The 22,299-nt window shown below is 65.1% G+C and carries 21 protein-coding genes; 13 read left to right on the top strand and 8 right to left on the bottom strand.

What is annotated here, in order from left to right; translation table 11 throughout:
- Nucleotides 1-26 precede the first annotated feature (26 nt).
- Nucleotides 27-1,376: an ATP-dependent protease ATPase subunit HslU gene (hslU, locus tag U5A58_RS01400; RefSeq protein ID WP_321960012.1), complete on the top strand. Its 1,350-nt coding sequence runs from the start codon at nucleotides 27-29 to the stop codon at nucleotides 1,374-1,376.
- A gap of 67 nt (nucleotides 1,377-1,443) precedes the next feature.
- Here hslU and U5A58_RS01405 read toward each other — a convergent pair whose 3' ends face one another.
- Nucleotides 1,444-1,986: a response regulator transcription factor gene (locus U5A58_RS01405; RefSeq protein ID WP_321907348.1), complete on the bottom strand. Its 543-nt coding sequence runs from the start codon at nucleotides 1,984-1,986 to the stop codon at nucleotides 1,444-1,446.
- A gap of 18 nt (nucleotides 1,987-2,004) precedes the next feature.
- Entirely contained in the window at nucleotides 2,005-3,450 is a 1,446-nt protein-coding gene (locus tag U5A58_RS01410) for an ATP-binding protein (protein WP_321960013.1), read from the bottom strand.
- Nucleotides 3,451-3,567: 117 nt separating this feature from the next.
- Between U5A58_RS01410 and U5A58_RS01415 the strand changes: the two genes are divergently transcribed.
- Nucleotides 3,568-5,241, top strand: coding sequence for a hypothetical protein (locus U5A58_RS01415; protein ID WP_321960014.1), 1,674 nt, complete (start codon nucleotides 3,568-3,570; stop codon nucleotides 5,239-5,241).
- On the opposite strand, the gene U5A58_RS01420 is transcribed toward U5A58_RS01415, so the two are convergent.
- The gene (locus U5A58_RS01420) at nucleotides 5,231-5,467 is read right to left on the bottom strand and encodes a cysteine-rich CWC family protein (protein ID WP_321960015.1); all 237 of its coding nucleotides are present in this window, start codon (nucleotides 5,465-5,467) and stop codon (nucleotides 5,231-5,233) included. The two genes, U5A58_RS01415 and U5A58_RS01420, sit on opposite strands and share 11 nt — an antisense overlap.
- A gap of 334 nt (nucleotides 5,468-5,801) precedes the next feature.
- On the opposite strand from U5A58_RS01420, the gene argB reads away from it, so the two are divergent.
- From argB to U5A58_RS01460, 8 genes are all read left to right on the top strand, one after another.
- Nucleotides 5,802-6,701: an acetylglutamate kinase gene (argB, locus tag U5A58_RS01425; RefSeq protein ID WP_233878880.1), complete on the top strand. Its 900-nt coding sequence runs from the start codon at nucleotides 5,802-5,804 to the stop codon at nucleotides 6,699-6,701.
- A gap of 52 nt (nucleotides 6,702-6,753) precedes the next feature.
- The gene (locus U5A58_RS01430) at nucleotides 6,754-7,539 is read left to right on the top strand and encodes a pyrimidine 5'-nucleotidase (protein WP_321960016.1); all 786 of its coding nucleotides are present in this window, start codon (nucleotides 6,754-6,756) and stop codon (nucleotides 7,537-7,539) included.
- Nucleotides 7,540-7,569: 30 nt separating this feature from the next.
- On the top strand, nucleotides 7,570-8,256 hold the full coding sequence (gene slmA / locus U5A58_RS01435) for a nucleoid occlusion factor SlmA (RefSeq protein WP_321960017.1): 687 nt from the start codon (nucleotides 7,570-7,572) through the stop codon (nucleotides 8,254-8,256).
- A 60-nt stretch (nucleotides 8,257-8,316) separates the two neighbouring features.
- Nucleotides 8,317-8,907 (top strand): HdeD family acid-resistance protein, encoded by a 591-nt coding sequence (locus tag U5A58_RS01440; RefSeq protein WP_321960018.1) that lies wholly within the window; start codon nucleotides 8,317-8,319, stop codon nucleotides 8,905-8,907.
- Nucleotides 8,908-9,217: 310 nt separating this feature from the next.
- Nucleotides 9,218-10,363 carry a homoserine O-succinyltransferase MetX gene (gene metX, locus U5A58_RS01445; RefSeq protein ID WP_321960019.1) on the top strand — a complete coding sequence of 382 codons (1,146 nt, stop codon included), beginning with the start codon at nucleotides 9,218-9,220 and terminating at the stop codon, nucleotides 10,361-10,363.
- Nucleotides 10,360-10,968 (top strand): methionine biosynthesis protein MetW, encoded by a 609-nt coding sequence (metW, locus tag U5A58_RS01450; RefSeq protein WP_112170109.1) that lies wholly within the window; start codon nucleotides 10,360-10,362, stop codon nucleotides 10,966-10,968. Before metX ends, metW begins: the two co-directional genes overlap by 4 nt.
- 81 nt (nucleotides 10,969-11,049) lie before the next feature.
- Nucleotides 11,050-12,456 (top strand): AmpG family muropeptide MFS transporter, encoded by a 1,407-nt coding sequence (locus U5A58_RS01455; protein WP_321934521.1) that lies wholly within the window; start codon nucleotides 11,050-11,052, stop codon nucleotides 12,454-12,456.
- Nucleotides 12,457-12,521: 65 nt separating this feature from the next.
- Nucleotides 12,522-13,622, top strand: a complete 1,101-nt coding sequence (locus tag U5A58_RS01460; protein ID WP_321960232.1) for a M48 family metallopeptidase — start codon at nucleotides 12,522-12,524, stop codon at nucleotides 13,620-13,622.
- Between the two features lie 30 nt (nucleotides 13,623-13,652).
- Here U5A58_RS01460 and U5A58_RS01465 read toward each other — a convergent pair whose 3' ends face one another.
- The 5 genes from U5A58_RS01465 to gatC all read right to left on the bottom strand — a co-directional run bounded on the left by U5A58_RS01465 (nucleotide 13,653) and on the right by gatC (nucleotide 18,979).
- Complete coding sequence (locus U5A58_RS01465) at nucleotides 13,653-14,432, bottom strand: exodeoxyribonuclease III (RefSeq protein WP_321960020.1); 780 nt, start codon at nucleotides 14,430-14,432, stop codon at nucleotides 13,653-13,655.
- A 106-nt stretch (nucleotides 14,433-14,538) separates the two neighbouring features.
- The gene (locus U5A58_RS01470; protein ID WP_321960021.1) at nucleotides 14,539-15,375 is read right to left on the bottom strand and encodes a polyphosphate kinase 2 family protein; all 837 of its coding nucleotides are present in this window, start codon (nucleotides 15,373-15,375) and stop codon (nucleotides 14,539-14,541) included.
- A gap of 142 nt (nucleotides 15,376-15,517) precedes the next feature.
- Nucleotides 15,518-16,993 (bottom strand): Asp-tRNA(Asn)/Glu-tRNA(Gln) amidotransferase subunit GatB, encoded by a 1,476-nt coding sequence (gene gatB / locus U5A58_RS01475; RefSeq protein ID WP_321960022.1) that lies wholly within the window; start codon nucleotides 16,991-16,993, stop codon nucleotides 15,518-15,520.
- Between the two features lie 2 nt (nucleotides 16,994-16,995).
- Entirely contained in the window at nucleotides 16,996-18,486 is a 1,491-nt protein-coding gene (gatA, locus tag U5A58_RS01480; RefSeq protein WP_321960023.1) for an Asp-tRNA(Asn)/Glu-tRNA(Gln) amidotransferase subunit GatA, read from the bottom strand.
- Nucleotides 18,487-18,679: 193 nt separating this feature from the next.
- On the bottom strand, nucleotides 18,680-18,979 hold the full coding sequence (gene gatC / locus U5A58_RS01485) for an Asp-tRNA(Asn)/Glu-tRNA(Gln) amidotransferase subunit GatC (RefSeq protein ID WP_028203206.1): 300 nt from the start codon (nucleotides 18,977-18,979) through the stop codon (nucleotides 18,680-18,682).
- A 430-nt stretch (nucleotides 18,980-19,409) separates the two neighbouring features.
- Between gatC and U5A58_RS01490 the strand changes: the two genes are divergently transcribed.
- The 3 genes from U5A58_RS01490 (at nucleotide 19,410) to mreD (ending at nucleotide 22,299) form a co-directional block, all read left to right on the top strand.
- Entirely contained in the window at nucleotides 19,410-20,453 is a 1,044-nt protein-coding gene (locus U5A58_RS01490) for a rod shape-determining protein (protein ID WP_004189550.1), read from the top strand.
- Nucleotides 20,454-20,644: 191 nt separating this feature from the next.
- Complete coding sequence (gene mreC / locus U5A58_RS01495) at nucleotides 20,645-21,787, top strand: rod shape-determining protein MreC (protein WP_321960024.1); 1,143 nt, start codon at nucleotides 20,645-20,647, stop codon at nucleotides 21,785-21,787.
- Nucleotides 21,787-22,299 (top strand): rod shape-determining protein MreD, encoded by a 513-nt coding sequence (gene mreD / locus U5A58_RS01500; protein ID WP_321907324.1) that lies wholly within the window; start codon nucleotides 21,787-21,789, stop codon nucleotides 22,297-22,299. Before mreC ends, mreD begins: the two co-directional genes overlap by 1 nt.

The raw sequence follows: 22,299 nt of genomic DNA on the forward strand, positions 1-22,299 counted from the left end.
CGCCGGACAGACGAGAAGGAATCAGGATGAGCACCATGACCCCCGCCGAGATCGTCTCGGAACTCGACAAGCACATCATCGGCCAGGCGAACGCGAAGAAGGCCGTGGCCGTCGCGCTGCGCAACCGCTGGCGCCGCCAGCAGGTCGCCGACCCGCTGCGCCAGGAAATCACGCCGAAGAATATCCTCATGATCGGGCCGACGGGCGTCGGCAAGACGGAGATCGCGCGACGTCTCGCGAAACTCGCCGATGCGCCGTTCATCAAGATCGAAGCGACCAAGTTCACCGAAGTGGGCTACGTGGGCCGCGACGTGGACAGCATCGTGCGCGACCTCATCGAGATTTCGGTGAAGCAGACGCGCGAAACGGAAATGCGCAAGGTGCGCAGCAAGGCCACCGACCAGGCCGAAGACCGCATTCTCGACATCTTGCTGCCGAGCGCGCGTCCCGTGGGCTTCGGTTCGTCCGATGCAACGAGCCACGCCGAAGGCGGCGACAATGCCACGCGTCAGACCTTCCGCAAGCGCCTGCGCGAAGGCCAGCTCGACGACAAGGAAATCGAGCTCGATGTCGAGCAGCCGCAAGTGGGCATGGACATCATGGGGCCGCCGGGCATGGAAGACATGACCGAGCAGATCCGCTCGATGTTCGCCAACCTCGGCGGCGGCAAGAAAACGCGCCGCAAGCTCAAGGTGAAGGAAGCGCTCAAGGTCCTGACCGACGAAGAAGCGTCGAAGATGCTCAATGACGAAGAGGTCAAGACCAAGGCCGTGCAGAACGTCGAGCAGAACGGCATCGTGTTCCTCGACGAAATCGACAAGATCGCCTCGCGTAACAACGAAGGCAGCGGCGGCGAGGTTTCGCGCCAGGGCGTGCAGCGCGATCTGCTGCCGCTCGTGGAAGGTACGACCATCAACACGAAGTACGGGATGGTGAAGACCGATCACATTCTGTTCATTGCGAGTGGCGCATTCCACCTCGCGAAGCCGAGCGATCTGATCCCCGAACTGCAGGGCCGTTTCCCGATTCGCGTGGAACTCGACTCGCTCTCCGTGAAGGACTTCGAAGCGATTCTGGTCGCGACGGATGCGAGCCTCGTCAAGCAGTATCAGGCGCTGCTTGCAACCGAGGACGTGCAGCTCGATTTCGCGGAAGACGGTATTCGCCGCCTCGCGGAAATCGCCTACTCCGTGAACGAGAAGACCGAGAATATCGGCGCGCGCCGTCTGTACACGGTGATCGAAAAGCTGCTGGAAGACGTATCGTTCGCAGCGGGCAATCACGCGGGCAAGAGCGTGACGATCGACGCGGCCTATGTCGACAAGGCGCTCGGCGAAGTGGCGCAGGACGAAGACCTGTCGCGCTACGTGCTCTAAGCGCGAAGCATGACGCATGAAAAAGGGACCCCGCGGGGTCCCTTTTCTTTTGCCGCCTCTGGCGTGCTTACTGGCGCACCGGGCGCTTCGCGAGCTTGCGCTGCAGCGTGCGGCGGTGCATGTTGAGCGCGCGCGCCGTGGCCGAGATGTTGCCGTTGTGCTCGGCCAGCACGCGCTGGATGTGCTCCCATTCGAGGCGCGCCACCGAGAGCGGTGCGGGGTGCTCGATGGCTTCTTCGGCCTGCATGGCGCTCGCATCGCTTTGGAGTGCCGAGAGAATCATCTCGACGTTCGCAGGCTTGGCGAGATAGTTGTCCGCGCCGTCCTTCACGGCTTGCACCGCCGTGGCGATGCTCGCGTAGCCCGTGAGCACGAGCATGCGCGAGTCCGGCTGCAGTTCGCGCAGCGGCGCGATGAGCGACAGGCCTGAATCGTTGCCGAGATGCAGGTCCACGGTGATCTGCGAGAACTTTTGCTGGTTGGCGAAACGAATCGCCTCTTCTGCATTGTGTGCCTGCTTCACCTCGAAGCCGCGCCGCGTGAGGCCGCGCGTGAGGATGTCCGAGAACACTTCGTCGTCGTCGATGACCAGAAAACTCATTTCGCTCATGCCTAATTCTCCGTGTTGTTACGCGGCGTCGGGGCGGCTAGGCCCCTCGCCTGATCCAATCTCCAAACCCGCGGACGTTGCGCCTTCTCGCGCCGCCGCTGCCGGGTTCGCCTGACCCGCCTCACCCGCCTTGACCTGCTTTGCCGGCAAGCGCAGCACCGCACGGGTGCCGCGCGCGCGGCGCGTGCGCATGCCGCTGCCGGTTGCGGCGCCGGCCGGCGTCTCGTCGTCTGCGCTGCTCACTTCGCCCGACGCGCTGCCGGGCGACGTGACATCGTTGAGCTCGATCGAGCCGCCAAGCCGCGCCGCAGACGAAAACGCCAGATACAGCCCGACGCCGTGACCGCCCTGGGTGCTATCTACAGGCGCGGCGCCAAGCGATGCGCGCAGCGATGACGGAATGCCGGGCCCCGCATCGCAGACTTCGAAATCGACGTACCCGGCTCGCGCGGCCGCATAGGCGCGCAAGGTCACGAAATCGCGGCTGGCGCGTGCGGCATTGTCGAGCAGGATGGTGAGAATCTGCCCAACGGCGACGGTATCGTCGAGAGCAAAGTCGCCGGGTCCATCGTCGAGGAGTTCGAACTTCACATGCGGATGGCGCAGGCGCCATTGCTCGACGAACGGCCCGAGCCATTCGTTCACGAGCTGGCGCGCGCCCGTGGACGATGCGCGGCTTCTGAGCCGTGCGAGCGCCGAGGTGCAAAGCGAGATCTGCTTGTCGAGCAGCTCGAGGTCCGCGGAATACGGGGCGAGGCCCTTGTCCGTGCGCGCGACATCGCGCAGTTCTTCGGTGAGCATGGCGATGGTCGAGAGCGGCGTGCCGATCTCGTGCGCCACGGTGGCGGCCTGCACGCCCAGCGCCACGGCGCGCTCGTCGCGCAACAGGCGCTGCTGCGCGTCGCCAAGGGCTGTGTCACGTTGACGCAGCGCGCGCGACATACGCGCGACGAACCACACGATCAGGCACACGCTCACCATGAAGTTCACCCACATGCCCGCGCGATAGTAGTCGAACAGGTTGGCGGGGTTGTCGAGATTGAGCGGCACGTTGTCGAAGCCAAGCAGCACGTAGCAGGCCACGGCGAAGGCCGCGAGCCACGCGGTCAGATACCACGGCAGCACGGCGGCCGCGATGGCGAGCGAAGGCAGATAGAGCGAGACGAACGGATTGGTCGTGCCGCCGGAAAGAAAGAGCAGCGCGGAAAGCGCGCCGAGATCGACCCAAAGCTGGCCGAACAATTCGAGGTTCGACTCGGGCCGATCCTGCGTGACGCGCAGCCAGGTCACGCCGTTGAACGCCACTTCCATGGCGATCACGAACAGCATGGCGGGCAGCGGCAGCTGCACGCCGATGAAGAGCTGCACGAACGCGATCGTGCAGAGCTGGCCGATGATGGCGAGACTGCGCAGCCAGAACAGATGGCTGAGATTGACACGAGCACTGACGGTTATGCGATGCATGCTGTCAGTTTACCGGTTAAGACTTGTCTGATTCATCATCTTGAAAAGGTTTGCTTCAATCTATGTCATCCGCCGACGACATTTGCGTCGGCGCTTTCTGACAAGCAAGAACGAATCATGCAGACCTCGCTTCCTGACGTGCTCCAACCTGTGCGCAGTCTCTTTCTCGATTTCATCGACGCGGCCGCCGCCGGTGCAACCGCGCAGGCAACCGATGCGTCCGCACACGAATTGCTGGCCGCCACGCGCACCTTGATGCGTGGCTTCGACGACGACACGCTCATGCTCATCGCGGCCCGCGCACAGGATAGCGCCTTGGCGGAAGAAGCCGTGCGCGTGAGTACCGCGCTCGCCCGGCTCGCGCCGGAGCGGGCCGCCGCGTGGTTCGCCGCGGGCCTCGCGCTGCAGTTTGCAAACCGTCATGCCGAAGCGGTAGAACCTTACCGTCACGCGCTGGCGATCGCGCGTACGTTTCCAAATCTGCGCAACAATCTTGCAACGGCTTTGATGCAGATCAATTTTGGAGATGCCCAGATTCTGCCGCTGCTGGAAGAAGCGGTTGCCGAAGCGCCCGGCGACGCCAACGCCTGGATCAACCTTGCGCGCGTATTCCCAACGGATAGCGACCCGGCGCGTTCGATCGAAGCCAGCCGACGGGCGCTCGAACTCGCGCCTCAGAGCCCGCTTGCCCTGAACAACTACGCGATGGCCTGCAAGGAAGCCCAGCAGTGGGACGAGGCCGAACGCGCCGCGCGCGCCGGTTGCCAGTATGCGCCCAACGACGCATCGCTACGCGTGAACCTGTCGATGACCCAGCTTCTAAGGGGCAACTATGCGCAAGGCTGGCCCGGACATGAGTTGCGCTGGAGCGGGGCGAGCGAGCTGGCCGCGGGCCGCCCGGTCTTTCCGAAGCCTGAGTGGCGCGGCGAGCCACTCGCGGGACGCACGTTGCTGGTATGGGGCGAACAGGGCATGGGCGACCTGCTGCAGTTCTGCCGCTACGTGCCCATGCTCGCCGAGCGCGTGCATCGCGAAGGCGGCCGGCTCGTCTGGAATTCGTTCCCGCAGATGGGCGCGCTGCTCGCGCGCAGCCTGGGCAGTCATTGCGACCTGTACAGCGTGGGCGGCCCCGTCGAAAACCTGCCGCCGTACGATTGCGAAGTCTCGCTGCTGAGCCTGCCGCTCATCTTCGGCACTCGGGAAGCGACGATCCCCGGACCCACCGGTTACCTCAAGGCAGACTCCGAGGCGGCGGCGCACTGGCGCGAACGCCTGGCGGGCGAAAAGCGCCTGAAGGTCGGGCTCGCGTGGACAGGCAGCCTCACGCACAAACGCAATCCGTTTCGTCGCGTCGGGCTCGACCGGTATGCCCGGCATTTCGCAGGCATCGAAGGCGTGGCGTTCTACTCGCTGCAGCCCGGCGCAGAGGAAGACATCGCCGCGGCACGCCATGCCGGCTTCGAGGTGGACGACTTCAGCGCGCAGTGGAAAACCTTCGACGACACCGCGGCGTTCATCGACTCGCTCGATCTGGTGATTTCCGTGTGCACGTCGAGCGCCCACCTCGCGGGCGCGCTCGGCAAGCGCACCTGGGTCTTGCTCGACGTGAATCCGCATTGGGTCTGGCTGCTCGATCGCAGCGACAGCCCGTGGTATCCGAATACCCGGCTCTACCGGCAAAAGACGTTCAAACAGTGGGAGCCCGTGCTCGACGAGGTCAGCGCCGATCTCGCGGCGCTTGCGCGTGGTTCGCAACGCAGTGCGCAAGCGGGTACGCGGGTCAAGGCATAGCGCGCCTGCCCTTCGGCGCGGCTCCCAAGGCCGGAGCCGCCGCCGCCGCGAGGCATTCGGGGCAAAGGCACCGCCCGCGCGGGTCGAGTTCGCTCACAGGCAAGGCGGGCAGCGACTTGCACCAGCAATCGAAGGGTTCGGTGTTCCTGCCGCAGTCGAAGCTTTTCCCGCAGCGCGGGCAGCGGGCGCTTTTCATGCCTGTGGCGGGCACGGCGGAGGCGGTCATGGCGCGCACTCCTCTCGAAGCCATGGGTTGGCGACACAGAGATGATGCCACAGCCCGCGCGCGTGCTCTTCGCCGGGCTCGCCACGGGCCGCCTTCGCCACCCGCCGCTTTCTCCCGATTTCGCCCCGTTTTACCGCGCTGCCGGCGCGATGGCGTCCATGTTGCGCACGCGCCGCGCTGCCCGTCCGACGTGCGTCGTTTCCCCGCCGTTTTCCCTGTTGCACCGCGCCAGTCCTGTACAATCCGGCCTGTTTCGACCGTTTTGCGGCCGCGTTTTTCGTCCGCGGATCTTCGTCCGCGAGTTTCGTCCGTTTTTCGTCCAGTCTCCGCCGCCATGTCCGAGCCTCTCGACCTTTCGCAGATCGCACCCACCCTGAAAGCAGAAATTCTGGCCGAAGCGCTGCCTTACATCCGCCAGTACCACGGTAAAACCGTCGTCATCAAGTACGGCGGCAACGCCATGACCGAAGAGCGTCTCAAGCAGGGCTTCGCGCGCGACGTCATCCTGCTCAAGCTCGTGGGCATCAATCCGGTCATCGTGCACGGCGGCGGCCCGCAGATCGACACGGCGCTCAAGAAGATCGGCAAGCAAGGCACCTTCATCCAGGGCATGCGCGTGACCGACGAGGAAACCATGGAAGTCGTCGAGTGGGTGCTCGGCGGCGAGGTGCAGCAGGACATCGTCACGCTCATCAACCACTTCGGCGGCCATGCGGTCGGCTTGACCGGCAAGGACGGCGGCCTGATCCACGCACGCAAGCTGATGATGCCGGACCGCGACAACCCCGGTCAGTACATCGACATCGGCCAGGTGGGCGAAGTCGAGGCGATCAATCCGGCAGTCGTGAAGGCGCTCCAGGACGATGCGTTCATTCCGGTGATCTCGCCGATCGGCTTCGGCGAAGACGGCCTCTCGTACAACATCAACGCCGACCTCGTGGCGGGCAAGCTCGCGGTGGTGCTCAACGCCGAAAAGCTCGTGATGATGACGAACATCCCCGGCGTGATGGACAAGGCGGGCAATCTGCTCACCGACCTCTCGGCCCGCGAGATCGACGCCCTGTTCGAAGACGGCACGATCTCGGGCGGCATGCTGCCGAAGATCTCGTCGGCGCTCGACGCGGCCAAGAGCGGCGTGCGTTCGGTGCACATCATCGACGGCCGCATCGAGCACTCGGTGCTGCTGGAAATCCTGACCGAACAGCCGTTCGGCACGATGATCCGCTCGCATTAAGCGAGCGCCCACCGGCGGCGGCTGTGTGCCGCCGTCGCGTCTCACGCACGAGATGACCGACTCCAGCCTTCATGCCAGGCGTGCCCGGCATCGGCCGCGCCGCGTCGCCCGCACGCCGGGCGTCGCCTCTCGCGGCCCGGGCTACGGCGCCCCCGTCTGGCTCTTCGATCTCGACAACACGCTGCACAACGCGTCGCGTGCGATCTTCCCGGCCATCAACGCCGGGATGACGCAGTACATCGTCGACGCGCTCGGCGTGAGCCGCGACGAAGCCAATCACCTGCGCACAAGCTACACGCGCCGCTACGGTGCGACGCTGCTCGGCCTCGCGCGCCACCATCCGATCGACCCGCACGACTTCCTCAAGGTCGTGCACACGTTCGACGACCTGCACGGCATGCTGCACGCCGAGCGCGGGCTCGCGCGCACGCTCGCCGCGCTGCCCGGGCGCAAGATCGTCCTCACCAACGGCCCCGAGGACTACGCGCACGCGGTGCTCGCGGCGCTCGGCATCGAGCGGCTCTTCGAGCGTGTGATCGCCATCGAAGGCATGCGCGCGCGCAGCCACTGGCGCGCCAAGCCCGACTGCGGGATGTTGCGCGGCACGCTGCGCCGCGCGGGCGTGGCGCTCGCCGATGCCATCCTGGTCGAAGACACGCGCAGCCACCTCAAGCGTTACCGGCGTCTCGGCATCCGAACCGTCTGGATCACCGGGCATTTGCCGGCGCATCTGCCTGGCACCGGCAGGCCTCACTATGTCGATCGTCGCATTCGTTCGCTAAAATCCCTGAAACCAGGCCTGCAGTCGGGACGCTCGAAGTCAAACGGGGGAGCGTAAGCCCAGGGGCCAACGCCAGGGACGATATCCATGCAGCCGACAGAAACGCGTGAAGCAGTCGAAGCAGCAGAATCGCCGGGCGCGGCCCGCCGCGCTCCCCGCCCGAAACCGGGCGAACGCCGTATCCATATTCTCCAGACGCTCGCCACCATGCTCGAGGCGCCGCGCGGCGAGAAAATCACCACGGCGGCGCTCGCCGCGCGCCTCGGCGTTTCCGAAGCCGCGCTGTACCGCCATTTCGCGAGCAAGGCCCAGATGTACGAGGGCCTGATCGATTTCATCGAGCAGACGCTCTTCGGGCTTATCAACCAGATCGTCGAAAAAGAACCGAGCGGCGTGCTGCAGGCGCGCGCGATCGCCCTCATGCTCGTCAACTTTTCCACGCGCAACGCGGGCATGACCCGCGTGCTGACCTGCGAGGCCCTCGTGGGCGAGCACGAGCGCCTCGCCGAACGCGTGAACCAGATGCTCGATCGTGTCGAGGCTTCGCTGCGCCAGTGCCTGCGCGTTGACCTTGCGCAAGAGGCCGAGCGCAAAGCGATTGCGGGGTCTGACCATGTCAACGCGAAGCCTGCCGCCAAGGGATACGATCCAGCGGTACGTGCGAATCTGGTCGTGCGCTATGTGATCGGTTGCTGGCATCGCTATGCGCAAAGCGGCTTCACTCGTTCGCCGAGCGAGCACGCCGACGAGCAGATCCGCATCATTCTTCAATAGCGCGGCCGCGCGGCGTTTTTCCGTGGCGGCTGCTCGCGTCGCTACAAGGAGAACCGCCGCATGAACCGTCCCGTTCCTCCCTTCGGCCTTCCGCCCATCCTCACCAGCCTCTCCGCCCACTGGGGCTGGCTGATCGCACGCGGTCTCGCCGCCATCGCCTTCGGCGTGCTCGCCTTCTCGCTGCCCGGGCTCACCGTACTCACGCTTGCCATCGTCTGGGGCGCCTACGCCATCGTCGACGGTGCGTTCGCGCTCATCTACGGTGCGCGCGGCGGCGGCACGCGGCGCTGGACCTACGTCATCATCGGTCTGATCGGCGTGATCGCCGGGCTCGTCGCGTTCTTCTGGCCCGGCGAGACCGCCATCGTCCTCGTGATGATCATCGGCGTGTGGGCGTTCTTCACGGGCATATTCGAAATCGTCTACGCCATTCAGTACCGGCACGCCATTGCCCACCCGTGGGCGGTCGGGATTTCAGGGCTGCTTTCGGCCACGGTGGGCTTTTTCTTCGCGATGTTCCCCGGCGCGGGCGCGCTCTCGCTAATCTGGGTGATCGCCGCCTATGCGGTGCTTTACGGCCTCCTGATGATCATCGCGGCCTTGCAGCTGCGCCGCTGGCGCAACGCACATCCTTCCGCGCCGAAGACGTGATAAGGCTTCGCAGCCTCGCGCGGCGCGCGGACACGTGAAGGGCCGACGCAACTGCGCCGGGCGAGACCACGCCGCCCGGCGCGCCTTCCTGTGCGCCGCGTCGCTTTGCACTTTTTCCGATATACTCTGCGTTCCTTATGCAATACCCACGCGCCGATTTGCTGACTCGATTGCGGGCGCGTGAACTCCCAGAGCCTCTGGCCTGGAGTTCGATATAAATGCGGCTAAAGAGGTCGTCAGCTGCGCCAACCCCTTCGCACTCCGCGCCCGCCGACACCGTTTAGCCGCCCGAACAACCAAGGCGGAACGAATGGAATCGATCGGCATCGTCGCTCCTCAAACACTGCATTTCGACGAGCCCCTGCAACTGCAGAACGGCACGGCGCTGGCCGGGTACGACCTCGTGGTCGAGACCTACGGCACGCTCAACGCCGCGCGCAGCAACGCGGTGCTCGTCTGTCACGCGCTCAACGCCTCGCACCACGTGGCGGGCGTCTACGCAGACGATCCCAAAAATGTGGGCTGGTGGGACAACATGGTCGGCCCGGGCAAGCCGCTCGACACCAACCGCTTCTTCGTGATCGGTGTGAACAACCTCGGCTCGTGCTTTGGCTCGACCGGCCCGATGAGCATCGACCCGGCTACCGGCCAGCCCTATGGCGCGAAATTTCCGGTCGTGACCGTCGAAGACTGGGTGGACGCCCAGGCGCGCGTGGCCGATCGCTTCGGCATTGATAAGTTCGCCGCGGTCATGGGCGGCAGCCTGGGCGGCATGCAGGCGCTTGCATGGAGCCTGCGCTATCCGGAGCGCCTCGGCCACTGCATCGTGGTCGCGTCCACGCCCAAGCTCTCGGCGCAGAACATCGCGTTCAACGAGGTCGCGCGCTCTGCCATCCTCTCGGACCCCGACTTCCACGGCGGCGACTACTACGCGCACAACGTGAAGCCGCGCCGCGGCCTGCGCGTGGCGCGCATGATCGGCCACATCACCTATCTGTCCGACGACGACATGGCCGAAAAATTCGGCCGCGCGCTGCGCCGCGCGGAAGGCGCCGTCGACGAATACAACTTCAACTTCGACGTGGAATTCGAAGTGGAGTCGTACCTGCGCTATCAGGGCGACAAGTTCGCCGACTACTTCGACGCCAACACCTACCTGCTGATCACGCGCGCGCTCGACTACTTCGACCCGGCCAAGGCGTATGACGGCGACCTCACGCGCGCGCTCGCGCACACGAAGGCGAAGTACCTCGTGGCGAGCTTCGCGACCGACTGGCGTTTCGCGCCCGCGCGCTCGCGCGAACTCGTGAAGGCGCTGCTCGATCACAAGCGCCAGGTGACCTACGCGGAAATCGACGCGCCGCACGGCCACGACGCCTTCCTGCTCGACGACGCGCGCTATCACAATGTGGTGCGCGCTTACTACGAACGCATTGCTGCAGAGGTGGGCGCATGAACCAGAGCGCTTTCGACAGTCTTTCCGCCCGTCCCGACTTTCGCACCATCGCGCGCTGGATCGAACCGCGCGCGAAGGTGCTCGACCTCGGCTGCGGCGACGGCTCGCTGCTCTCGCTCCTCACCGAAGAGCTGGAATGCACGGGCTACGGTATCGAGATCAACGACGCGGGCGTGCTCGCTTCGGTGAAGAACGGCATCAACGTGATCCAGCAGAACCTGGAAGACGGCCTGCGCCTCTTCGAAGACGCGAGCTTCGACTTCGCGATCCTCTCGCAAACGCTGCAGACCATTCACCAGACGGCCGCGATCCTGCGCGAGACGGCGCGCGTGGGTAAGGAGTGCATTGTCTCGTTCCCGAACTTCGGCTACTGGCCGCATCGGCTTTCGGTGTTGCGCGGACGCATGCCGGTTTCGAAGTCGCTGCCCTACCAGTGGCATAACACGCCGAACGTGCGTGTTCTCACGGTGAAGGACTTCGAGGCGCTCGCGCCCGAGGTGGGCATCGAAATTCTCGACCGCGCCGTGCTGCATGGGGGTCAGACCGTGCGTTGGGGTGTGAACTGGCGTGGTAGTCTTGCGGTCTATCGCGTGAGAAAAAAATGACGCCGTGCGCGGCGTCGTGTGTTTTTCTGACCGACCGGTTCGCGAGGAACCGCACCCAACACCGCCGCCGCTAACGACGACATGCAGAATCCGCCCCACGAGGCACCCGCCCGCAACGATCACCTCGCCGCTCACGAATCCCACCCCGGCTGGCGTGCGTATCTGAATACGCACATGCTGATCTGCGTGTTCCTCGGCTTTACCTCCGGGCTGCCGCTCTTCACGCTCGTCTATCTGGTGCAGGCGTGGCTGCGCTCCGAGGGCGTCAATCTCAAGGAGATCGGCCTCTTCGCGCTGATCCAGTTCCCATACACCTGGAAGTTCGTCTGGGCGCCGCTCATGGACCGCTACGTGCCGCGCCTGCCGGGCTGGCGCCCGGGGCGGCGGCGCGGCTGGATGCTCGTCACGCAAATTCTCGTGGCGCTCGCCATCGGCACACTTGGCTACGTTTCGCCGAAAGATTCGATCTGGACCGTGGCCGCGCTCACCGCGCTCGTGGCGTTCTTCGGCGCGAGCCAGGACATCTCCATCGACGCCTACCGGCGCGAACTGCTCACCGACACGCAGCAGGGTCTCGGCAACGCAGTACATGTGAACGCGTACAAGATCGCGGCGCTCGTGCCGGGCTCGCTCGCGCTGATCCTCTCCGACCACCTGCCGTGGAGCACCGTGTTCGTGGTCACGGCGGCGTTCATGATTCCCGGCATGATCATGACGCTCGTGGTGAAAGAGCCCGAAGTGCATGGCGCGCCGCCGAAGAACCTGCGTGAAGCGATCGTGCAGCCGTTCGCCGAGTTCGTGCACCGCGACGGCCTCGCCGCCGCCTTGTTCGTGCTCGCCTTCATCTTCCTCTACAAGCTCGGCGACACGATGGCGACCACGCTGTCCACATCGTTCTTCCTCGACATCGGCTACTCGCGCACCGAGATCGGCGTGATCGCCAAGATGACCGCGTTCGGCGCGAGCCTCGCGGGCGGCATTATCGGCGGCGTGGCGCTGGTGAAAATCGGCATTGGGCGCGGGCTCTGGATCTTCGGTTTCCTGCAGATGATTTCGACGCTCGGCTTCGCGTGGCTCGCGCAGCTCGGCGCAGGCTCGCCCTCGCTTGCGGCGATCTACGATGCGGTGATCGCCGTGAGCCACGCGGTCTCGTGGGCAGCAGGCCTCTTCGGCGCGAACGTGCAATTCACACTCGACCCGCGCGCGGTAGCGCTCGCGCTCGTGTACGGTTTCGAGACCTTTGCGACAGGCCTCACGCTCGCCGCGTTCACTGCCTATATCGCAAGCACGACCGATCCGCGTTACACCGCCACGCAGTTCGCACTCTTTACGAGTCTCGCCTCCGTGCCGCGTACGCTGGCCTCCGCCGCGAGCGGCTACGTGGTCGCGCGAATCGGCTGGTTCGACTATTTCATCGTCTGCACGGTGCTCGCGGTACCGGGTATGCTCCTGCTCATTCGTATTGCCCCGTGGAGAGTCCGGTCGTGAGCACGCATGAGACCGCCGTGCAACGCCAGCGCGCGCCGCAGCGCCGCGGTGTGCGCGCGCTCGCGATGGCCCTTGCCGCGGCCTGGCCGGCCCTCGGCGCATGGAATGCGTGGGCTGCCGACAGCCCGGGCGCCACGAGCGCCCCGGCGGCCGTGCCGGGCAACGCCGCAACGCCGCCAACGGGCAGCGCCGCGAGCGCAAGCACCGGCGCAGTCAATCCAACGAGTAACGCAAACGGTACGGTGAACAGCGCGGCGAACAGCGCGGGAAACAACGCAGCAAACAGCAGTGCGAATGCGAATGCGAATGCGAACGCGACGCAGAGCACCCTCTCCCCCGGTGTGCCGAACACGGGCCGCGTGGTGCGCTTCGGCAATGCCGCTGTGTACCGCAACCTGATTCCCTCACCGATGCTCGAAGCGCAGGCCACTGCGGAATTCAACGAGATCGTGCGCGGCGCGGCCCATTCGAACCGCCTCTATGCCGAAAGCGATCCGCACGTGCAGCGCGTGCGCGCGTTCGTCGACCGGCTCGCGCCTTACGCGTTGAAGTGGAGCGATCGCGTCAAGAACTGGAAGTGGGAAGTGGCAGTGATCCGCTCGAACGACATTCGCATGTACGCGCTGCCGGGCGGCAAGATCGTCGTGTACGGCGGCCTGCTCGACCGCGTGAAGCTCAACGACAACGAGTTCGGCATGCTGCTCGGCCACGAGATCGCGCATGCGGTGCGCGAGCACGTGCGCGAGCGCCTGGGCGAGCAGCAAGCCGCGCAAATCGAATCGGGCAGCGTGCCGCAACTCTTCGGGCTCGCGGATCTCGGGGTATTTCCGCTCGGCATCGGCTCGCAGCTCGTGGAGATGCACTATGGACGCGCCGACGAAACCGAAGCCGACGTGATCGGCAGCGATATCGCCTCGCGTGCGGGCTTCGATCCGCGCGCGGCACTCACGCTCTGGGACAAGCTCGCGGCGGCGACGCGCGCCGACCGCGATCAGGGCTTCATCTACGTGCATCCGTACACGCCGGCGCGACGCGCCGATATCGCCAAGCGCCTCGCCGACATGATGCCGCTCTATGCGAAGGCGATCGGCAAGCCGCTTGCCGAGTTGCCCGACTACCAAGGCATCCCGGCCGTGCAGAAGCGCAAGGTGGTTTCGGCGCCCTGAAAGCGGTTTCGCAGCGCGCCGGCGTGAGCGTCAGCGCTTGACCTTGTAGTCGTAGTCGATGGTCAGCGGCGCGTGGTCGCTGAACTTGATGTCCCTGAAGATCGACGTCTTCTTCGCCTTGTGCGCAATGCCGGGCGTCGCGATCTGATAGTCGATACGCCACCCTACGTTCTTCGCATACGCCTGGCCGCGGTTGCTCCACCACGTGTATTGCTCGGGGCGCGGGTCGAGCGTGCGGAACACGTCCACGTAGCCCACGTCGTCGAAGAGGTTCGTGAGCCACGCGCGCTCTTCGGGCAGGCAACCGGAGTTCTTCTGGTTGCCCTTCCAGTTCTTGATGTCGATTTCCTTGTGGACGATGTTCACGTCGCCGCACACGATCACTTCGCGCTCGCGCTTGAGTTCGGCGAGATGCGGCATGAATTCGTCCATGAAGCGGTACTTTGCGGCCTGGCGTTCTTCGCCGCTCGAGCCTGAAGGTACGTACACCGAAATCACCGAGAGATTGCCGTAGCGCGTTTCCACATAGCGCCCTTCCGGGTCGAACTCTTCGCTGCCAAAGCCGATGATGACGTCGTCGGGCTCGTGGCGCGAGTAGACGCCCGCGCCGCTATAGCCCTTCTTCACCGCATGCTGGAAGTAGCCCGTGAAGTCGTGCGGCGCGAGAAACTCGGGCGTCATGTCGTCCTGCGAGCACTTGATTTCCTGCACGCACAGCACGTCGGCTTTCTGCTCGCCGAACCATTCGAAAAAGCCCTTCTTCGCCGCCGAGCGGATGCCGTTCAGATTCGCGGTGATCACACGCAACATGTCTTCTTTCCTCTTGATTTTGCGCTGCTTTTACGCTGCTTTTACGCTGCTTTTACGTTTTCTCGCGCCGCGCTGATCTGCGCCGCGCGAGGGGATTCGATCGGGCTCAGTCGATCTTGACACCCTTGAGTTCGGCCTTGGCCGGCGGGAATTCGAGCTTCAGGCTTTCCATCAGGCGTAGCAGCAACTCGCCCACCATGACGTTGCGATGCGTCTTCGAATCTGCGGGAATCACGTACCACGGCGCGTATTCCGTGGAGGTGGCCGCGAGCGCGTCCTGGTACGAAGCCTGGTAGGCGTCCCAGTGCTTGCGCGCTTCGAGATCCGATACGTCGAACTTCCAGTGCTTGGTCGGATCGTCGATACGCGCCTGGATGCGGCTCTTCTGTTCGTCCTTCGAGATGTGCAGCATGCACTTGATGATCGACGTGCCGCTCTCGGCCAGCAGCGATTCAAAATCGCGGATCTGGCGGTAACGGCGCTCGCATTCGGCCGAGTCGATCTGGCCGATCACGCGCGGCACAAGCACGTCCTCGTAGTGGCTGCGGTTGAAGATCGCAAGCTCGCCCGCCGCCGGCACCTGCATGTGCACGCGCCAGAGAAAGTCGTGCGCGGCCTCGATGGGCGTGGGCGCGCGAAACGGCACGATGCGCAGGCCGAGCGGGTCGACCTCGCGGAATACGCCGCGGATCGTGCCGTCCTTGCCGCTCGTGTCCATGCCTTGCAGCACGAGCAGCACGCGCTGGTGACGCTGGGCGTGCAAACGCTCCTGCAGCACGTCGAGCTGCTTGCCGACTTCAGAGAGGCGATCGCGGTCGCCGTCCTTGCTGCCGCTCGAAAACGGCTTCGCGGCGGGGTCGAGCGCGCTGAGCGAGAACGTCGGCGCCTTCTTGTCGCCGAAGTACGGCACGCGGTAATCGTCGAGACTCGGGACCTTGGACATGCGTTGTTCTCCTCTCTCGTGAATACAGATGGCAAAGCAGGTTAGTGCTCTTGTGCGCGCCTGAAGCGGCAAGGCGGCGCCGCACTGCTACGCACGACGCCGCCTCGCTAGCATGCCCGAATCAGGCGGGCCGCACCCAGACTCAGCCCAGCTTCTTCTTCAGCAGTTCGTTGACCTGCTGCGGATTCGCCTTGCCCTTCGTCGCCTTCATGGCCTGGCCGATCAGCGCGTTGAAGGCCTTTTCCTTGCCCGCGCGGAATTCTTCCACCGACTTCTGGTTCGCCGCGAGCACCTCGTCGATGATCGCTTCGAGCGCGCCGGTATCCGAAATCTGCTTGAGGCCCTTCGCTTCGATGATGCGGTCGGCGGCGCCTTCGTCTGCTGCCTTCTCGTCCCACATCGCCTGGAACACTTCCTTGGCGATCTTGTTCGAGATCGTGCCGTCGGCGATGCGCGCAAGCAGCACGGCGAACTGCGCAGCCGAGACCGGCGAGGCTTCGATGTCGAGGCCTTCGCGATTGAGCTGCGACGAGACTTCGCCCATCAGCCAGTTGGCGGCGGCCTTGGCCTGCGCGGCGCCGGCCTTCGCGACAACGGCTTCGAAATACACAGCCATCGCCTTGCTCGACGTGAGCACGTTCGCGTCGTACGGCGTCACGCCGTACTGCTCGACAAAGCGCGTTTGCATCGTCGCGGGCAGCTCCGGCATCCCGCCCTTCACGCGCTCGACCCACGCTGCGTCGATCACGAGCGGCATGAGGTCGGGGTCGGGGAAATAGCGGTAATCGTGCGCGTCTTCCTTGCTGCGCATCGAACGCGTCTCGCGCTTGTCCGGGTCGTAGAGGCGCGTTTCCTGCACCACCGTGCCGCCGTCTTCGATCAGCTCGATCTGGCGGCGCACTTCGTACTGGATGGCTTCTTCGAGGAAGCGGAACGAGTTCAGGTTCTTGATCTCGGCGCGCGTGCCGAATTCCTTCTGACCGACCGGACGCACGGAGACGTTCGCGTCGCAACGGAACGAGCCTTCCTGCATGTTGCCGTCGCAAATGCCGAGCCACACGACGAGCGTGTGCAGCGATTTCGCGTAGGCCACGGCTTCCGCCGCGCTGCGCATTTCGGGTTCCGTAACGATTTCGAGCAGCGGCGTGCCCGCGCGGTTCAGGTCGATGCCTGTCATGCCCGCGAAGTCTTCGTGCAGCGACTTGCCCGCGTCTTCTTCCAGGTGGGCGCGCGTGAGATTCACGGTCTTCTCATACGCCTCGGTGCCTGCCTTTTCGTTGGCCGGCACCTGGATCGTGATTGTCCCGCCCTGCACGACCGGAATCTCGTACTGGCTGATCTGATAGCCCTTCGGCAGATCCGGATAGAAGTAGTTCTTGCGCGCGAAGATGCTGCGCGGCGCGATCGTCGAGCCGATCGCCAGGCCGAACTGGATCGCGCGCTCAACGGCGCCGCGGTTCATGACCGGCAGCACGCCCGGCAGCGCGAGATCGACGGGGCAGGCCTGCGTGTTGGGCGCGGCGCCGAACTGCGTCGATGCGCCTGAGAAGATCTTCGACGCCGTCGACAATTGCGCGTGCGTTTCGAGACCGATAACGACTTCCCACTGTGTTGCCATGTTCACACCCCTGCCGGCGCCTTGCGATGCCAGTCGGTCGCGCGCTGGAAAGCGTCGGCGACCTGCAGCATGCGGGCCTCGTTGAAATAGTTGCCGACGATCTGCAGACCGACGGGTCGCTGCGCGTTCGCACCCGCGCCGAAGCCGCACGGCACGCTCATGCCGGGCAGGCCCGCGAGGCTCGTGGAAAGCGTGTAGATGTCCGCGAGGTACATCTGCAGCGGATCGTCGCCCTTCGCGCCGAGGTCCCATGCCACGCTCGGGGCCACCGGACCCATGATCACGTCGCACTGCTTGAACGCTTCCTGGAAATCTTGCGCAATGATGCGGCGGATTTTCTGCGCCTGCAGGTAGTACGCGTCGTAGTAGCCGTGCGAAAGCACGTAGGTGCCCACCAGAATGCGGCGTTTCACCTCAGGGCCGAAGCCCTCGGCGCGCGACTTCTTGTACATGTCGAGCAGATCGCGATATTCGGCCGCACGGTGGCCAAAGCGCACGCCGTCGAAGCGCGAGAGGTTCGACGACGCTTCCGCCGGGGCGATCACGTAATACACGGGAATCGACAGCTCGGTCTTCGGCAGCGTGACTTCCACGAGCGTCGCACCGAGCGACTCGTACGTCTTGAGCGCGGCGTCGATGGCGGCGCGCACGTCGTCGGCGAGGCCCGCGCCGAAATACTCCTTCGGCAGGCCGATGCGCAGGCCCGCGAGCGGCTTGTCGGCGTTCGCGCCGGCGCTCCACGTCTGGCCGATGAAGCGCGTGTAGTCCTCGTGTTCGTGCGTGAGGCTCGTCGAGTCGCGCTCGTCGAAACCGCCCATGGCGTTCAGGAGCAGCGCGCAATCCGTGGCGTTCTGCGCGAACGGGCCGCCCTGGTCGAGCGACGAGGCGAACGCGATCATGCCGTAGCGCGACACGCGGCCGTACGTGGGCTTGATGCCCGTCACGCCCGTGAACGACGCCGGCTGGCGAATCGAGCCGCCGGTGTCGGTGCCGGTGGCGGCGGGCGCGAGGCGCGCGGCGACGGCTGCGGCGGAACCGCCCGACGAGCCGCCCGGCACGGCCTTGGTGTCCCACGGGTTCTTCACGGCGCCGAAATGCGAGTTCTCGTTGGACGAGCCCATCGCGAATTCGTCCATGTTGGTCTTGCCGAGGCAGACCATGCCCGCGCGCTCGAGCCGTTCGACCACGGTCGCGTCGAACGGGCTCACGTAGTTAGCAAGCATCTTCGAGCCAGCGGTCGAGCGCCAGCCGCGCGTGACGAACACGTCCTTGTGCGCGAGCGGAATGCCCGCGAGCGGGCCCGCGTGGCCCGAGTGCAGCAACGCGTCGGCGGCTTTGGCCTGGGCGAGCGTCAATTCGGGATTGACGTCGACGAAAGCGTTCAGGTCTTGATGCGCCTCAATCCGGCCCAGAAAGTGCTGGGCCAGCTCGACTGCGGAGCACTCCTTCGCAGCCAGCGCGGCGCGCAGTTCGGTCAAGCTTTTGTCATGCATTGCGTGATTCCTGGAAGAACGTCACGGCGTGGTCGAAATCAGATCGTTGCGCCGTCCGAAAAGCGGCTCGACGGACGTTGACAAACGTGCGGGCCGCTTCCCGGAAAACCCGCGAAAACTCGGGCGTCCGTGCCTTTTCGAACTGTTCTGATGACTCGTAGGAATTCGAAAATGGCGAAAAAATGCTGCGCGTTTACTCAATCACGCGCGGTACGAGGTAAAGTCCGTCCTGCACCGCGGGCGCGGGACGTTGGAGCGCTTCGCGATCGACGATTTCGGTCACGGCGTCCTCGCGCAGGCGCAGCGCAACATCCTCGATCTGCTCGATCGGGTGGGCGAGCGGCGCAATGCCAGTCGTGTCCACGGCCTGCATCTGCTCGACGAGGCCGAAGAAGTCGTTCAGGCGTTCGAGCGTATTGCCGGCTTCGGCGTCGGCCAGTTCGAGGCGCGCAAGATGCGCGATGCGCTTCACATCGTTCAGGGTCAGGGCCATGCGGTCACCGGAAAAAGAAGCTGCGGCAGTGCGGAAATTCGGTGCTGCAACAGCGGTTTATCGCGCCGGATCCGGCTCTGGAGGAAAGCTTCGATGAGGTCAAAAACTGCCTTCCGGATCCTGCAAAACAGGCAAAATTATAAGGTATCATTACGCGTTCGACCCAAACCCGGACCGCCTTGCATCCGCCTTTCAGTTCTGACCACAGCACAATGCGGCCAGACAAGATCAAACGGGCGGTGCAGCCTGGCTGCCTCCGGTAACCATCCCCGCAGTTTCAGGCCCCTCGTGGCGCCCCTTGCGACGCCCTCCGCAGCGATGCCGGAGTGCTCTCGCGGCGGAGCACGACGCCCTGAGGCTGTTAATTTATCCGCTGCCGCCCTCGCCCACAGAGCTGGAAGGTCGGCCACAAGCGAGACAGGATTTTTGAATGTTCGGTTTTCTGCGTAGCTACTTCTCCAACGACCTGGCGATCGACCTCGGCACCGCCAACACCCTGATCTACATGCGCGGCAAGGGCATCGTCCTCGACGAACCCTCGGTCGTCTCCATTCGCCAGGAAGGCGGCCCGAACGGCAAGAAGACGATTCAGGCAGTCGGCAAGGAAGCCAAGCAGATGCTCGGCAAGGTCCCGGGCAACATCGAAGCCATCCGCCCGATGAAGGACGGCGTGATCGCCGACTTCACCGTCACCGAGCAGATGATCAAGCAGTTCATCAAGACGGCGCACGAGTCGCGCATGTTCTCGCCGTCGCCGCGCATCATCATCTGCGTGCCGTGCGGTTCGACCCAGGTCGAGCGCCGCGCGATCAAGGAAGCCGCGCACGGCGCGGGCGCCTCGCAGGTCTACCTGATCGAAGAGCCGATGGCCGCCGCAATCGGCGCAGGCCTGCCGGTTTCGGAAGCCACGGGCTCGATGGTCGTCGACATCGGCGGCGGCACGACCGAAGTGGGCGTGATCTCGCTCGGCGGCATCGTCTACAAGGGCTCGGTGCGCGTGGGCGGCGACAAGTTCGACGAAGCGATCGTCAACTACATCCGCCGCAACTACGGCATGCTGATCGGCGAACAAACCGCCGAAGCCATCAAGAAGGAAATCGGTTCGGCCTTCCCGGGTTCCGAAGTCAAGGAAATGGAAGTGAAGGGCCGCAACCTGTCGGAAGGCATTCCGCGCAGCTTCACGATTTCGAGCAACGAAATTCTCGAAGCGCTCACCGACCCGCTGAACCAGATCGTCTCGTCGGTGAAGATCGCGCTCGAACAAACGCCGCCGGAACTGGGCGCCGACATCGCCGAGCGCGGCATGATGCTCACGGGCGGCGGCGCGCTGCTGCGCGACCTGGATCGCCTGCTCGCCGAAGAAACCGGTCTGCCGGTGCTCGTGGCCGAAGACCCGCTCACCTGTGTGGTGCGCGGCTCGGGCATGGCGCTCGAGCGCATGGACAAGCTTGGCAGCATCTTCTCGTACGAGTAAGCGCGCCGCGCACCGCTGCGCTCGCCCGCGGCGCGGTTTCGGCGTCGCTGCGCCACTGATGGCGTGGCGGCGCACGCGCCGCCACGGGGCCCGCAACGGGGCGGCCTTCGGGGCGCCGATGTTTCACACTTCGTTGCGCCCTCCGTTACACCCTCTGTTTCACCGAACCGCACACGCCCCCGGCGCCGACCATGGAATACAGTCCGCCGCCCCTCTTTAAACAGGGCCCATCGGCACTCGCACGGCTGATCTTCTTCGTCGTGCTGTCGCTCGCGCTCCTCGTCTCAGACGCGCGCTTCAAGACGCTCGAGATCGTGCGCGGCGTGCTCGGCGCGGGCCTGTACCCGCTGCAACGCGCGGCCCTCGTGCCGCGCGACTTCTTTATGGGCGCCGCCGATCTGGCCGTGACGAGTTCCTCGCTGCGCACCGAGAACACGCAGCTGCACGTGCGCAATCTCCAGCTTTCGCAGCAGGCCAACGCGGCCGCTTCGCTCGCAGCCGAAAACGCGCACCTGCGCGCGCTGCTGCAGCTCTCGCAGCGCATTGGCGCGCAAACCACGCCTGCCGACATCCAGTACGACACGCGCGACCCGTTCACGCAGAAGGTCGTGATCGGCGGCGGTTCGCAGCAGGGTATCCAGAACGGCTCGCCGGTATTGAGCGAAGACGGCGTGATCGGCCAGGTCACGCGCGTGTTCCCCATGCAATCCGAAGTCACGCTCGTCACCGACAAAGACCAGGCCGTGCCGGTCGAAGTCGTGCGCACGGGGCTGCGCAGCGTGATCTACGGCACGGCGAAGGGCGACCTGCTCGACCTGCGCTTCGTGCCGATCAGCGCCGATCTGCAAGTGGGCGACGAACTCGTGACGAGCGGGCTCGACGGCGTGTATCCGCAAGGGCTGCCGGTCGCGAAGGTGCTGCGCGTGGACAAGCAGGCCGATACGGCATTCGCGCGCGTGGTCTGCCTGCCGCTCGCCGCCGTGCGCGGGGCGCGCCAGGTGCTCGTGCTGCACTATGTCCCGCAGGTGCCGCCCAACCCGATCATCGCCGAAGAAGCCGCGGCAGCCGCCGAGGCGAAGGACGCGAAGAAGAAGCCCGCCAAGGCCGCGGACAAGAAGGCCGACAAGAAAGCCGACGACGCGAAGGCGAAGCCTGCCGCGGCGGCAGGCGCGTCGGGCGCCACGGCGCCGGCCGCCCCCGCGCAGCAGGCAAAGCCCGCAGCAAACGCACCCACCGCCGAAAAGAAGCCGGCGGATAAAAAACAGCCCGAGAAAAGGCCCAAGGAGAGCCTGCGGGAAGAGGCAGCGAAGGCCGTTGAGCAAGGGGGCCATTGATGCCGCGTCCGCAATACATTCTCCAGCCGGTCAATCCGTACTTCATCGTTTTCAGCCTTGCGGCGGCGTTCCTGCTGAACCTGCTGCCTTGGGGCAAGATGCCCGGCGTGCCGGATTTCGTCGTGCTCGTGCTGCTGTTCTGGAACATTCACCAGCCGCGCAAGGTCGGCATGGGCGTCGCGTTCTTCCTCGGGCTCCTCATGGACGTCCACAACGCGAACCTGCTCGGCGAGCACGCGCTCGCGTACACGTTGCTTTCGTATGGCGCGATCACCATTCACCGCCGCGTGCTGTGGATGTCGATCGGCCTGCAAATGTTCGCCGTCACGCCCATGCTGGTCGGCGCGCAAGTCGTGCCGTTCGTGATCCGCCTGCTGATGGGCGCGTCGTTTCCCGGCTGGGGTTACCTCATCAGCGGCTTCGTCGAGGCCCTCCTCTGGCCGGTCGCGAGCGTGCTGCTGCTCCTGCCGCAGCGCCGCCCCGTCGATCCCGACGACACCCGGCCCATTTGA

Source organism: Paraburkholderia sp. J7, assembly GCF_905220155.1.
Taxonomy (GTDB): domain Bacteria; phylum Pseudomonadota; class Gammaproteobacteria; order Burkholderiales; family Burkholderiaceae; genus Paraburkholderia.